This is a genomic window from Streptomyces sp. NPDC127092 (assembly GCF_042722475.1).
In the GTDB taxonomy this organism is placed as follows: Bacteria; Actinomycetota; Actinomycetes; order Streptomycetales; family Streptomycetaceae; genus Streptomyces.
The window spans coordinates 2,072-14,070 of the sequence record NZ_JBHXFE010000014.1 but is presented as its reverse complement, the minus strand read 5'-3'; the positions used below and the strand labels follow the sequence as shown (position 1 = coordinate 14,070).

Here is an 11,999-nt window from a genome sequence, read left to right as displayed (position 1 = left end):
GTCGACTGCAAACGTGCTCGAACTCCTCCCCGCCGTCGACGTCCGCGACGGCCAGGCGGTCCGCCTCGTGCACGGCGAGTCCGGCACCGAGACCTCCTACGGCTCCCCGCTGGAGGCCGCCCTCGCCTGGCAGCGCTCCGGCGCCGAGTGGCTGCACCTGGTCGACCTGGACGCCGCCTTCGGCACCGGTGACAACCGCGAGCTGGTCCGCCAGGTGGCCGAAGCGATGGACATCAAGGTCGAGCTCTCGGGTGGCATCCGCGACGACGCCTCGCTCGCCGCGGCCCTCGCCACCGGCTGCACCCGGGTGAACCTGGGCACCGCCGCCCTGGAGACGCCCGAGTGGGTCGCCAAGGTCATCGCCGAGCACGGTGACAAGATCGCCGTCGGTCTGGACGTGCGCGGCACCACCCTGAAGGGCCGCGGCTGGACCCGCGACGGCGGCGACCTCTACGAGACGCTGGCCCGCCTCGACTCCGAGGGCTGCGCCCGCTACGTCGTCACCGACATCGCCAAGGACGGCACGCTGCAGGGCCCGAACCTGGAGCTGCTGCGGAACGTCTGCGCGGCCACCGACAAGCCCGTCGTGGCCTCCGGAGGCGTGTCCTCCCTGGACGACCTGCGGGCCCTCGCCGGGCTCGTGCCGCTGGGCGTCGAGGGCGCGATCGTCGGCAAGGCGCTCTACGCGAAGGCCTTCACCCTCGAGGAGGCCCTGGAGGCGGTGGCGTCCGTATGACCGGCGTCGAACGCGTGCGGAGCGGCAGCCCCTGGGAGGACGTCTTCGGCTTCTCCCGGGCCGTCGCCGCGGGTGACCGCGTGGTCGTCGGCGGCACCACGTCCTTCAAGGGCACGGTGCTGTACGGCGAGGGTGACCCCTACGAGCAGGCCAAGGTGGCCTTCGGCACCGCCCTCGAGGCCATCGCCGAGTTCGGGCTCGGACCGGAGGCGGTGATCCGGACCCGGATGCTGCTGACCCATGCCCGGGACGTCGACGCCGTGGGCCGCGCCCACCAGGAGGTCTTCGGCGACGTGCGCCCCGTGACGACCCTGATGGTCGTCGAGGGCTTCGTCGACCCCCGCGTCCTCGTCGAAGTCGAGCTCGAGGCCTACCGAGGAGCGTCGTCATGAGCCTCGCCGTACGCGTGATCCCCTGCCTGGACGTGGACAACGGCCGGGTCGTCAAGGGAGTCAACTTCCAGAACCTGCGCGACGCGGGCGATCCCGTCGAGATGGCCAAGCTGTACGACGCCGAGGGCGCCGACGAGCTGACCTTCCTCGACATCACGGCCTCCTCCGGCAACCGGGAGACCACCTACGACGTGGTGCGCCGCACCGCCGAACAGGTCTTCATCCCGCTCACCGTGGGCGGTGGCGTGCGCTCGGCGGAGGACGTCGACAAGCTGCTGCGGGCCGGTGCGGACAAGGTGGGCGTGAACACGGCCGCCATCGCGCGCCCCGAGCTGATCCAGGAGATCGCCGAGCGCTTCGGCCGCCAGGTGCTGGTCCTGTCGGTGGACGCCCGGCGTACGGCCTCCGGCTCCTTCGAGGTGACGACGCACGGCGGCCGCAAGGGCACCGGCATCGACGCCGTCGAGTGGGCGCACCGGGCCGCCGAGCTCGGCGCGGGGGAGATCCTGCTCAACTCGATGGACGCGGACGGCACGAAGGACGGCTACGACACCGAGATGATCGCGGCCGTGCGCAAGCACGTGACCGTGCCGGTGATCGCCTCGGGCGGTGCGGGCAAGCTGTCCGACTTCCCGCCGGCCATCGCGGCCGGCGCGGACGCGGTGCTCGCGGCCTCCGTCTTCCACTTCGGCGACCTGCGGATCGGCGAGGTCAAGCAGGCGCTGCGGGAAGCGGGCCACGAGGTCCGCTGAGCCGCGTTCCGCTTCGTCGAAGGGCCCCTACGGGGGCCCTTCTTCGTCCCCGGATGCACAGGATTATTTGTGCAATTTCCATTGCGCAAGATTTCTTTCGTATCTACGGTCAGGGGCATGACCTCGCAGGAGAACCGCAGGATCACCGACGCCGGCACCCTCAAGGCCATCGCGCACCCGCTGCGCATGCGCCTCTACCGCGCCCTCTTCGTCGCCCGCACCGCCACCGCCTCGCAGCTCGCCGACCAGGTGGACGAGGCGGTCTCGCTCGTCAGCTACCACCTGCGCAAGCTCGCCGAGCACGGCCTCATCGAGGAGGCCGGGGCACAGTCCGCCGACGGCCGCGAGCGCTGGTGGCAGCCCAGCTCGTACGGGTTCAGCATCCACGAGGAGGACGTCACCGCCGCCCCCGAACTCGCCGCCGCGAGCGCCGCCTTCGGCCGTACCGTCAGCGAACAGCGCATCGAGATGCACCGCCGCTTCCTCGACGAGCGGCACACCTGGCCGCAGGAGTGGCGCACCGCGTCCATCAGCTCGGAGTGGCTGCCCCGCCTCACCGCCGCCGAACTCGCCGCGCTCGGCGAGGAGCTGGAAGCCGTCCTCAGGAAGTACGACCAGGCCGCCCGCGCCGCCGAGGCCGCCGGCGACACCGAGGGCCGCGAGAACGTCGCCGTCCACCTCCACGGCTTCCCGTACCGGGGCTGACCGCGATGCCCGAAACCGGCACCAAGCCCGAGACCGGCACCGACACCCACGCCCACACCGGCACCGAGGCCGGACTCGCGACCCCGCCCGCCGCCGTCCGGGCGCCCGCCGCCCGCCCCGCCCGCCCCGCCCACCGCGATCCCCAGGTCCTGCGCTGGCTCGGCGCCTTCACCGCCTCCACGCTCGGCGACAGCGTCTTCTACCTCTCCCTCTCCTGGGCCGCCGTCAGCAGCGGCACCCCCGCACAGGCCGGTCTCGTCACCGCCGTCTCCGCCGTGCCCCGCGCCCTGCTGATGCTCGTCGGGGGAGTGGTCGCCGACCGGCTCGGCCCGCGCCGCGTCGTCCTCGTCTCCGACACCGTCCGCTGCGCCGTCACGCTCGGCCTCGCCGCCGTCCTCCTCCTCGTCTCGCCCGGCCTGTGGATCCTCGCCGCCGTCGCCCTCGTCTTCGGCACCGTGGACGCCCTCTTCCTCCCGGCGGTCGGCGCCCTCCCGCCCCGCATCGCCGAGCGCGACCAGCTCGCCCGGGTCCAGGGCATGCGCGGCATCGCCCACCGCCTCGGTGCCGTCCTCGGCGGCCCGCTCGGCGGCCTCGCCGTCGCCGTCAGCGGCTCCGCGGGTGCCTTCGCCCTCGCCGGAGCGCTCTTCGCCCTCTCCCTGCCGCTGCTCTGGACGCTGAGGCTGCGCACGCTGCCTGGCGAGGACTCCGCCGCCCCGCGCGCGGGCACCGCCCTGCGTGACCTCGCCGACGGCCTGCGCTACCTCCGCGGCCACCAGGTGCTCGGCCCCGCGATGATCGTGGTCCTGCTCAGCGACCTCGGCTTCGTCGGCCCGCTCAACGTCGGCCTCGCGATCCTCTCCGAGCAGCGCGGCTGGGGCGCCCCCGGCATCGGCTGGATCGTCGCCGGCTTCGGCACGGGCGCGGGCGCCGCCTCCCTGCTCCTGACCGTCAGGGGCCGGGTGCCCCGGGCCGGTCTCGTCCAGGGCCTGACCATGGTCGCCGGAGCCGGCTCGATCGCGGCGCTCGCCCACGTGCCCCGGCTGCCCGCCGCCGTCCTCGTCGCGCTGTCCGTCGGCCTGCTCGCCGGACTCTCCGGCGTCCTGTGCAACGCCGTCATCCAGACCGAGTGCGACCCCGCCTACCTGGGCCGGGTGAGCGCCGTCGCCGCGCTCGGCAGCCTCGGCATCGCCCCGCTGAGCTTCCCGCTCACCGGCGCGGCCATCGGCCTGTGGGGCACCGGGCCGGTCTTCGTCGCGAGCGCCGCCGTCTGCGCCCTCAGCGGGGTCTACGGCCTCGCCGTCCCGGCGCTGCGCCGCGCCGAACTGCCGGACTAGGGCCTGTCCGGCGGATCAGGGCCTAGCCCCGGCTCAGATCCCCAGCTGTTTCGTCTCGTGCAGCCGGTCCACGGCCTGCTGCTCGCCGTCCAGCGCCACCTTCGCCGCGTCCTGCCGCCCGAACAGGAACATGAGGAGCTCGCCCGGCTCTCCGGACACCGTCACGACCGGGGTGCCGCGGCGCGCCACCACCGTCCGCCCGTCCGGGCGGCGCAGCACCAGACCCACCGGGGCCTTGCGGCCCACCAGCCGCGCCGACTTCTCCAGCCGGGACCACAGGGTGTCCGCGAAGACCGGGTCCAGCTCCCGCGGCGACCAGTCCGGCTGCGCCCGGCGCACGTCCTCCGCGTGCACGTAGAACTCGACCACGTTCGCGGCCTCGTCCACCTGCTTGACGGTGAACGGGGACAGCCGGGGCGGCCCCGTACGAATGAGCTGGACCAGCTCCTCGTACGGCTTCTCGGCGAACTCCGCCGTCACCCGGTCCAGCCGGCTCTTCAGCGCCGGGACGAGCGAACCCGCCGCCGCGTCCGGGCGGCGCTCCCGCACCACCACGTGCGCCGCCAGGTCCCTGGTCCGCCAGCCCTCGCACAGCGTCGGGGCGTCCGGGCCGGCCGCCTCCAACAGGTCCGCGAGCAGAAGCCGTTCACGCTTGGCATGGGTCGACATGCCCGCCAGCGTACGACCGCGGCCGCCGGTCCGCCCAGTGGACGCACCGCCGGACGGCACCCCCGGTCACGGCACAATGGCGCCATGAGCACCACGCCCCGCACCCCGAGCGACCTCGACCCGGCCGTCGCCGCCCGCCTCAAGCGCAGCCCCGACGGACTGGTCCCCGCCATCGCCCAGCAGTACGACACCGGCGAGGTGCTCATGCTCGGCTGGATGGACGACGAGGCCCTGCACCGCACCCTCACCACCGGCCGCGCCACCTACTGGTCCCGCAGCCGCCAGGAGTACTGGGTCAAGGGCGACACGTCGGGCCACGTCCAGCACGTCAGGTCCGTCGCCCTCGACTGCGACGCCGACACCCTCCTCGTCAAGGTCGACCAGGTCGGCGCCGCCTGCCACACCGGCGCCCGCACCTGCTTCGACGCCGACGTCCTCCTCGCGGCCGAGTAGGGTCTGGCGCCATGGATCTCGAGACCTTCCGCAAGCTGGCGGCCGACCGCCGCGTCATCCCCGTCAGCCGTAGGCTCCTCGCGGACGGCGACACCCCGGTCGGGCTCTACCGCAAGCTCGCCGCCGAACGCCCCGGCACCTTCCTCCTCGAATCCGCGGAGAACGGCCGCAGCTGGTCCCGCTACTCCTTCATCGGCGTCCGCAGCGACGCCACGCTGACGGTGAAGGACGGCGAGGCCCACTGGCTCGGTACGCCGCCCGTCGGCGTCCCCGTCGACGGCGACCCGCTGGCCGCCCTGCGCGCCACCGTCGAGACCCTGCACACCCCGCGGGACCTCGCGTCCGGCATGCCGCCGTTCACCGGCGGCATGGTCGGCTACCTCGGCTACGACATCGTCCGCCGCCTGGAGCGCATCGGCGAGCACGGCCGCGACGACCTGAAGCTGCCCGAGCTCACCATGCTGCTCACCAGCGACCTCGCCGTCCTCGACCACTGGGACGGCACGGTGCTGCTGATCGCCAACGCGATCAACCACAACGACCTGGACACCGGCGTCGACGAGGCGTACGCGGGAGCCGTCGCCCGCCTCGACGCGATGGAGGCCGACCTGGCCCGCCCCGTCGCCACCACCCCCGCCGCCCTGCCGGAGTCCGCCCTCCCCGAGTACACGGCCCTCTGGGGCGGCCCCGCCTACCAGGACGCCGTCGAGGACATCAAGGAGCGCATCCGGGCGGGCGAGGCCTTCCAGGTCGTGCCCTCCCAGCGCTTCGAGACTCCCTGCTCCGCCTCCGCCCTGGACGTCTACCGGGTGCTCCGGGCCACCAACCCGTCCCCGTACATGTACCTCTTCCGCTTCGAGAACGGCTTCGACGTCGTCGGCTCCTCGCCCGAGGCCCTGGTCAAGGTCGAGGACGGGCACGCCATGCTCCACCCCATCGCCGGCACCCGGCACCGCGGCGCCACGCCGCAGGAGGACCACGACCTCGCCGAGGAACTGCTCGCCGACCCCAAGGAGCGGGCCGAGCACCTCATGCTCGTCGACCTCGGCCGCAACGACCTCGGCCGGGTCTGCGAACCCGGCTCCGTCGAGGTCGTCGACTTCATGTCGATCGAGCGCTACTCGCACGTCATGCACATCGTCTCGACGGTGACGGGCAAGGTCGCCGAGGGGAAGACGGCCTTCGACGTCCTCACCGCCTGCTTCCCGGCCGGCACCCTCTCCGGCGCGCCGAAGCCCCGCGCCATGCAGATCATCGAGGAACTGGAGCCCTCGCGCCGCGGCCTCTACGGCGGATGCGTCGGCTACCTCGACTTCGCCGGCGACTCCGACACCGCCATCGCCATCCGCACCGCGCTGCTGCGCGACGGCACCGCGTACGTGCAGGCCGGAGCGGGTGTCGTCGCCGACTCCGACCCGGTCGCCGAGGACAACGAGTGCCGCAACAAGGCCGCCGCGGTGCTCCGCGCCGTCCACACGGCGAACCGGATGCACACGACCGGATGAACGAGCGGTGCGCCGGTAGGGGATAGTGGGGTACGTGAGTGCTGTACCCGTACCCCAGCCCCGAGCCGCCCGACCGGGCGGCGCCGCCTCCTCCGGCGCCCGCCGCAGCCTGGCCGCGGCCCTGCTGCTCGGCGCCCTCGGAGCCACCGTCGTACTGCTCTCCGCGGGCCAGATCTGGGCCGAGGGCACCGCGGCCGTCGGCGGCGGCACCGTGCCCGTCGAGGCCGACGGCGGAGCCGTCACCGGCGTGCCGACCGCCCTCGCGATCGTCGGCCTCGCCGCCCTCGTCGCCGTCTTCGCGGTCCGCCGCACCGGCCGCACCATGGTCGCCGCGCTGCTCGCCCTGAGCGGCGCCGGAGCGGCCCTCGCCGCCGTCCTCGGCGCCTCCGACAGCTCCGCGCTGAACGCCGAGGCCGCCAGGATCAGCGGCAACACGGCCGCCGCCGTGGGCGGCCTCAGCCACACCGTCTGGCCGTACGTCACCGCGGCCGGCGCCGTCCTCATCCTGGCCGCCGGGCTCTTCGCCCTGCGCTTCGGCAAGTCGTGGCCCGCCATGGGCGGCCGCTACGAGCGCTCCGGCGCCCCCCGCGCCGCCCGCCGCCCCGCGCCCGTGGACCCGGACCGCCCCGAGGACCTCTGGAAGGCCCTCGACCGCGGCGAGGACCCGACGCACGGAGGCTGAGCCGGCTTCCTCCCGGTACGGTGACGGCGACGTGACCACGACGTGACCGCGACGCGTGATCGTTCGGGCACCCCGATGCATCACGGCGCCCGCATGTACGGAAGAATGAGGCGTCACCACCGAGCAACACCAACGAGGAGCAACTCATGGCGGGCAGCGCCCACGGACACACCCCGGCCGCCTGGACCGGTGTCATCATCTCCTTCATCGGCTTCTGCATCGCCGGAGTCTTCATGGTGGCCGCCAACGTGCCCGGTTTCTGGGCCGGCATCGGTGTCATCCTCCTCGGCGGTGTCGTCGGCGGCGCGATGAAGATCGCGGGCATGGGCATGCCGAAGGAGTCCGCCGCCGTCGTGGCCGCCCGCGAGGCCGCCACGCGCAGCGCGCTCGAGCGGGCCGGCGCCTGATCACCCGGCCCCGGTTCACCACGAAGGCGCAGTCCCGCGAGGCGGGGCTGCGCCTTCGTGCCGTACGGGCGAGAATCACCGCGTGGACCCGAACCCCACGGCGGGAGCCGTGACCGAGCCCGAGCACACCGGCCACGGCGCGTACGGCCCGTACGCGCCGCCCCCGTTCCCGCCCCCGCCGCCGCGGCCGCTCGCCCGGCGGCTCCTCGCGCCGCTGGGCACGCTCGCCGCGGTCGCCGCAGCCTTCGCGTACGTCGGGACCGTCGACCCCAACGAACCCGGCCACTACCCCGTCTGCCCGCTGCTGCGCTTCACCGGCGTCTACTGCCCCGGCTGCGGCGGACTGCGCAGCGCCCACGCCTTCGTCCACGGCGACCTGGGCGCCGCCCTCGGCTCGAACGCCCTCGCCGTCGTCGGCTACGGCGTCTTCGCCGTCGTCATGGCGCTCTGGCTGGTTCGTGCCGTCCGCGGGCTCCCCATGCGCGTGGCGGTCTCCCCGGTCCTGTGGTGGGGCGTCGGCGGTGTCCTCGCCCTGTTCACGCTCGTCCGGAACCTTCCCTTCGGCTCCGCGCTCGCCCCGTGAACCCGCCCGAAGTCCCAGCAGATGGGACGCGACGCCGACCGATGCGGGTCAGCGGCCCACCTGCGGATACCATCGACGTGGCTGAACCGTGTTCATCGAATCCCGGAAGGGGGCCTCTCGCGTGAGTGTGCTCGACGAGATCATCGAAGGCGTGCGCGCCGACCTCGCAGAGCGGCAGGCGCGGGTCTCCCTCGACGAGCTCAAGGAGCGCGCCGCAAAGGCTCCGCAGGCCAAGGACGGTGTCGCCGCGCTGCGCGGTGACGGCGTCAAGGTGATCTGCGAGGTCAAGCGCTCCAGCCCGTCCAAGGGCGCGCTCGCCGCCATCGCCGACCCGGCCGGTCTCGCCGCCGACTACGAGGCGGGTGGCGCCGCCGTCATCTCCGTCCTCACCGAGCAGCGCCGCTTCGGAGGCTCGCTCGCGGACCTGGAGGCGGTCCGCGCCAGGGTCGACATCCCCGTCCTGCGCAAGGACTTCATCGTCACCGCCTACCAGCTGTGGGAGGCCCGGGCGTACGGCGCGGACCTCGCGCTGCTGATCGTCGCCGCCCTGGAGCAGGAGGCGCTGGTCTCCCTCATCGAGCGGGCCCAGTCCATCGGTCTGACCCCGCTGGTCGAGGTCCACGACGAGGAAGAGGTCGAGCGGGCCGTCGACGCGGGCGCCCGCATCATCGGCGTCAACGCCCGCAACCTCAAGACCCTCAAGGTCGACCGCTCCACCTTCGAGCGGGTCGGGCCCGAGATCCCGGCCGGCATCGTCAAGGTCGCCGAGTCCGGCGTCCGCGGCCCGCACGACCTGATCGCGTACGCCAACGCCGGCGCCGACGCGGTCCTGGTCGGCGAGTCCCTGGTCACCGGCCGCGACCCGAAGGCCGCCGTCGCCGACCTGGTCGCCGCCGGCGCCCACCCGGCCCTGCGCCACGGCAGGGGCTGACCTGGTCATGACCCTCCGCCACGACACGCCGCCGTACGTCCCGGGCCCCGGCGCCCGGGGCGCGGTCGGCGCGCCGTCGGCGGTGGGTGCCGCGCCCGGGCGCCGCACCCTGCTCCGTACCGCCTCCGTGCCCGCCCACGCCCCGCTCGCCCGCGGCTGCCGCCCCCGTGGCTGCCGCGCGCCGGCGCGCCGTGTGCACGGGCGCCGGGTGCGTTATGTGATCGGTGACGAGCCGGGCCAGGTCAACGGCATGCGATGGCGCCCGCGCTCAGCGCGCGTTTCCTGACACCTCGCGGCCCGAACCGGCCGCCCCCGTGTGGGCATTCGTCCCGCTGTGGGGGTCCCCCCAGGGCGGAGCCCTAGGGGGAGGGACGGGTGGCACACGGGACGGCACCCTCGGCGGGCGCGTTCCGCCTCCGTGCCTGCCCGCACCGCCAGGGCGCCGTCCGTCGTGCTCACCCGTTCCTCCCCCAAGGACTTCGTCCAGGGGGGACCCCCAGCGGAACGACTGCCCACGACGGAGGGGCGGACGCCCGACGGGTTGCCGTACGTGAGGGGCACGCGCGCATAACGTGACCACCGACCGCACGTCATCGGGGCCCATCCGCCCCGCGAGGAGCAACCGCATGTCCAGCGAGTTCTTCATTCCCGACCCGGAGGGTCAGGTCCCGTCCGCCGAGGGCTACTTCGGTGCCTACGGCGGCAAGTTCATCCCGGAGGCCCTCGTCGCCGCCGTCGACGAGGTCGCCGTCGAGTACGACAAGGCCAAGCACGACCCCGAGTTCGCGCGCGAGCTCAACGACCTGATGGTGAACTACACCGGCCGCCCCTCCGCCCTCACCGAGGTCCCGAGGTTCGCCGAGCACGCCGGCGGCGCCCGGGTCTTCCTCAAGCGCGAGGACCTCAACCACACGGGCTCGCACAAGATCAACAACGTGCTCGGCCAGGCCCTGCTCACCCGGCGCATGGGCAAGACCCGCGTCATCGCGGAGACCGGCGCCGGCCAGCACGGTGTCGCCACCGCCACCGCCTGCGCCCTGTTCGGCCTCGACTGCACCATCTACATGGGCGAGATCGACACCCAGCGGCAGGCCCTCAACGTCGCCCGCATGCGCATGCTCGGCGCCGAGGTCATCGCCGTGAAGTCCGGCAGCCGCACCCTCAAGGACGCCATCAACGAGGCGTTCCGCGACTGGGTGGCCAACGTCGACAACACCCACTACCTCTTCGGCACCGTCGCGGGACCCCACCCCTTCCCCGCCATGGTCCGGGACTTCCACCGCGTCATCGGCGTCGAGGCCCGCCGGCAGATCCTCGAGCGCGCCGGACGCCTGCCCGACGCGGCCGTCGCCTGCGTCGGCGGCGGATCCAACGCCATCGGCCTGTTCCACGCCTTCATCCCGGACTCCTCCGTCCGGCTGATCGGCTGCGAGCCGGCCGGCCACGGCGTCGAGACCGGCGAGCACGCCGCGACGCTCACCGCCGGCGAGCCCGGCATCCTCCACGGGTCCAGGAGTTACGTCCTCCAGGACGAGGAGGGCCAGATCACCGAGCCGTACTCGATCTCGGCCGGCCTCGACTACCCCGGCATCGGCCCCGAGCACGCCTTCCTCAAGGACAGCGGCCGCGGCGAGTACCGGGCCGTCACCGACGACGCCGCCATGCAGGCGCTGCGCCTGCTCTCCCGTACCGAGGGCATCATCCCGGCCATCGAGTCGGCGCACGCCCTCGCCGGGGCGCTGGAGATCGGCAAGGAGCTCGGCAGGGACGGGCTGCTCGTCGTGAACCTCTCCGGGCGCGGCGACAAGGACATGGACACCGCCGCTCGCTATTTCGGCCTTTACGACAACGGCGCCGAGGGGGGCTCCCAGTGACGACCGGCAACATCCAGCTGCTCAGCGACACCCTCGCCAAGGCGAAGGCCGAGAACCGCGCCGCGCTCATCGCGTACCTGCCGGCCGGCTTCCCGACCGTCGACGGCGGCATCGCCGCGATCAAGGCGGTCTTCGACGGCGGCGCCGACGTCGTCGAGGTCGGCCTGCCGCACAGCGACCCGGTCCTCGACGGCCCGGTCATCCAGACCGCCGACGACATCGCGCTGCGCGGCGGCGTGAAGATCGCCGACGTGATGCGCACGGTCAAGGAGGCCCACGCGGCCACCGGCAAGCCGGTCCTCGTGATGACGTACTGGAACCCCATCGACCGGTACGGCATCGAGCGCTTCACCGAGGAGCTCGCCGCGGCCGGCGGCGCGGGCTGCATCCTGCCCGACCTGCCGGTCCAGGAGTCCGCCGTGTGGCGGGAGCACGCCGACAAGCACGGTCTCGCCACCGTCTTCGTCGTCGCCCCCAGCAGCAAGGACGAGCGCCTGGCCACCATCACCGCGGCCGGTTCCGGCTTCGTCTACGCCGCCTCCCTGATGGGCGTCACCGGCACCCGCGAGTCGGTCGGCGAACAGGCCGCCGACCTGGTCCGCCGCACCCGGGCCACCAGCGAGCTGCCCGTCTGCGTGGGCCTCGGCGTCTCCAACGCCACCCAGGCCGAGGAGGTCGCCGGCTTCGCCGACGGCGTCATCGTCGGATCCGCCTTCGTCAAGCGGATCCTCGACGCGGGCGGCGACGAGGCCGCCGCGCTCGGCGCCGTAAGGGAACTGGCGGCCGAACTCGCCGAGGGAGTCCGCCGCAGGAAGTAACCCATACGGGTGGATTCGGGACCGGGGGGGGACGCGGGTGGGCCCCCCGGTTTTTTTTGTGGGGGGGGGGGGGAGGGAACGGGGGGGGGGAAGGGGGGCGCGGGGGGGCGTCCAGGAGAAGAGAGAGAGCGGGGAGGACGGGGAGGAGAAGGGCAATA

Annotated in this window: 15 protein-coding genes; 14 read left to right on the top strand and 1 reads right to left on the bottom strand. The window is 73.6% G+C overall.

The features are described from left to right. Positions 1 to 13: 13 nt before the first annotated feature. The 5 genes from priA (at position 14) to ACFWJO_RS13975 (ending at position 3,919) form a co-directional block, all read left to right on the top strand. A complete protein-coding gene (gene priA, locus ACFWJO_RS13995) occupies positions 14 to 736 on the top strand; it encodes a bifunctional 1-(5-phosphoribosyl)-5-((5-phosphoribosylamino)methylideneamino)imidazole-4-carboxamide isomerase/phosphoribosylanthranilate isomerase PriA (RefSeq protein WP_384422591.1) in 723 nt (240 codons plus the stop codon). Beyond that, positions 733 to 1,128: a RidA family protein gene (locus ACFWJO_RS13990; RefSeq protein ID WP_386864957.1), complete on the top strand. Its 396-nt coding sequence runs from the start codon at positions 733 to 735 to the stop codon at positions 1,126 to 1,128. Before priA ends, ACFWJO_RS13990 begins: the two co-directional genes overlap by 4 nt. Beyond that, on the top strand, positions 1,125 to 1,880 hold the full coding sequence (gene hisF / locus ACFWJO_RS13985) for an imidazole glycerol phosphate synthase subunit HisF (RefSeq protein WP_386864956.1): 756 nt from the start codon (positions 1,125 to 1,127) through the stop codon (positions 1,878 to 1,880). The genes ACFWJO_RS13990 and hisF overlap by 4 nt, the downstream gene beginning before the upstream one ends. 117 nt (positions 1,881 to 1,997) lie before the next feature. Continuing rightward, entirely contained in the window at positions 1,998 to 2,585 is a 588-nt protein-coding gene (locus tag ACFWJO_RS13980; protein ID WP_386864955.1) for a winged helix-turn-helix domain-containing protein, read from the top strand. A gap of 5 nt (positions 2,586 to 2,590) precedes the next feature. After that, positions 2,591 to 3,919 (top strand): MFS transporter, encoded by a 1,329-nt coding sequence (locus tag ACFWJO_RS13975; protein ID WP_386864954.1) that lies wholly within the window; start codon positions 2,591 to 2,593, stop codon positions 3,917 to 3,919. 33 nt (positions 3,920 to 3,952) lie between these two features. On the opposite strand, the gene ACFWJO_RS13970 is transcribed toward ACFWJO_RS13975, so the two are convergent. Further along, positions 3,953 to 4,588 carry a TIGR03085 family metal-binding protein gene (locus ACFWJO_RS13970; RefSeq protein ID WP_386864953.1) on the bottom strand — a complete coding sequence of 212 codons (636 nt, stop codon included), beginning with the start codon at positions 4,586 to 4,588 and terminating at the stop codon, positions 3,953 to 3,955. Between the two features lie 84 nt (positions 4,589 to 4,672). Here ACFWJO_RS13970 and hisI point away from each other — a divergent pair, with 84 nt between their 5' ends. From hisI to trpA, 9 genes are all read left to right on the top strand, one after another. Next, positions 4,673 to 5,041 (top strand): phosphoribosyl-AMP cyclohydrolase, encoded by a 369-nt coding sequence (gene hisI, locus ACFWJO_RS13965; protein ID WP_384422606.1) that lies wholly within the window; start codon positions 4,673 to 4,675, stop codon positions 5,039 to 5,041. A gap of 11 nt (positions 5,042 to 5,052) precedes the next feature. Then, on the top strand, positions 5,053 to 6,546 hold the full coding sequence (locus ACFWJO_RS13960) for an anthranilate synthase component I (protein ID WP_386864952.1): 1,494 nt from the start codon (positions 5,053 to 5,055) through the stop codon (positions 6,544 to 6,546). Between the two features lie 25 nt (positions 6,547 to 6,571). Beyond that, a complete protein-coding gene (locus ACFWJO_RS13955; protein WP_386864951.1) occupies positions 6,572 to 7,228 on the top strand; it encodes a TIGR02234 family membrane protein in 657 nt (218 codons plus the stop codon). Positions 7,229 to 7,374: 146 nt separating this feature from the next. Next, positions 7,375 to 7,635, top strand: a complete 261-nt coding sequence (locus ACFWJO_RS13950) for an HGxxPAAW family protein (protein ID WP_386864950.1) — start codon at positions 7,375 to 7,377, stop codon at positions 7,633 to 7,635. Positions 7,636 to 7,744: 109 nt separating this feature from the next. Beyond that, positions 7,745 to 8,218: a DUF2752 domain-containing protein gene (locus tag ACFWJO_RS13945; protein WP_386865070.1), complete on the top strand. Its 474-nt coding sequence runs from the start codon at positions 7,745 to 7,747 to the stop codon at positions 8,216 to 8,218. Positions 8,219 to 8,339: 121 nt separating this feature from the next. Next, the gene (gene trpC / locus ACFWJO_RS13940; protein WP_386864949.1) at positions 8,340 to 9,149 is read left to right on the top strand and encodes an indole-3-glycerol phosphate synthase TrpC; all 810 of its coding nucleotides are present in this window, start codon (positions 8,340 to 8,342) and stop codon (positions 9,147 to 9,149) included. Positions 9,150 to 9,156: 7 nt separating this feature from the next. Beyond that, the gene (gene trpM, locus ACFWJO_RS13935) at positions 9,157 to 9,435 is read left to right on the top strand and encodes a tryptophan biosynthesis modulator TrpM (RefSeq protein ID WP_386864948.1); all 279 of its coding nucleotides are present in this window, start codon (positions 9,157 to 9,159) and stop codon (positions 9,433 to 9,435) included. Positions 9,436 to 9,775: 340 nt separating this feature from the next. Next, complete coding sequence (trpB, locus tag ACFWJO_RS13930) at positions 9,776 to 11,023, top strand: tryptophan synthase subunit beta (protein WP_386864947.1); 1,248 nt, start codon at positions 9,776 to 9,778, stop codon at positions 11,021 to 11,023. Then, complete coding sequence (gene trpA, locus ACFWJO_RS13925) at positions 11,020 to 11,841, top strand: tryptophan synthase subunit alpha (protein WP_386864946.1); 822 nt, start codon at positions 11,020 to 11,022, stop codon at positions 11,839 to 11,841. Before trpB ends, trpA begins: the two co-directional genes overlap by 4 nt. The last annotated feature ends 158 nt before the right edge of the window (positions 11,842 to 11,999 follow it).

Excerpts from the sequence above, each read along its gene's own strand:
- hisF (WP_386864956.1), top strand. The coding sequence starts at position 1,125 with ATGAGCCTCGCCGTACGCGTGATCCCCTGCCTGGACGTGGACAACGGC.
- ACFWJO_RS13980 (WP_386864955.1), top strand. The coding sequence starts at position 1,998 with ATGACCTCGCAGGAGAACCGCAGGATCACCGACGCCGGCACCCTCAAG.
- trpM (WP_386864948.1), top strand. The coding sequence starts at position 9,157 with ATGACCCTCCGCCACGACACGCCGCCGTACGTCCCGGGCCCCGGCGCC.
- hisI (WP_384422606.1), top strand. The coding sequence starts at position 4,673 with ATGAGCACCACGCCCCGCACCCCGAGCGACCTCGACCCGGCCGTCGCC.
- ACFWJO_RS13960 (WP_386864952.1), top strand. The coding sequence starts at position 5,053 with ATGGATCTCGAGACCTTCCGCAAGCTGGCGGCCGACCGCCGCGTCATC.
- ACFWJO_RS13990 (WP_386864957.1), top strand. The coding sequence starts at position 733 with ATGACCGGCGTCGAACGCGTGCGGAGCGGCAGCCCCTGGGAGGACGTC.
- ACFWJO_RS13975 (WP_386864954.1), top strand. The coding sequence starts at position 2,591 with ATGCCCGAAACCGGCACCAAGCCCGAGACCGGCACCGACACCCACGCC.
- ACFWJO_RS13950 (WP_386864950.1), top strand. The coding sequence starts at position 7,375 with ATGGCGGGCAGCGCCCACGGACACACCCCGGCCGCCTGGACCGGTGTC.
- trpB (WP_386864947.1), top strand. The coding sequence starts at position 9,776 with ATGTCCAGCGAGTTCTTCATTCCCGACCCGGAGGGTCAGGTCCCGTCC.
- ACFWJO_RS13970 (WP_386864953.1), bottom strand. The coding sequence starts at position 4,588 with ATGTCGACCCATGCCAAGCGTGAACGGCTTCTGCTCGCGGACCTGTTG.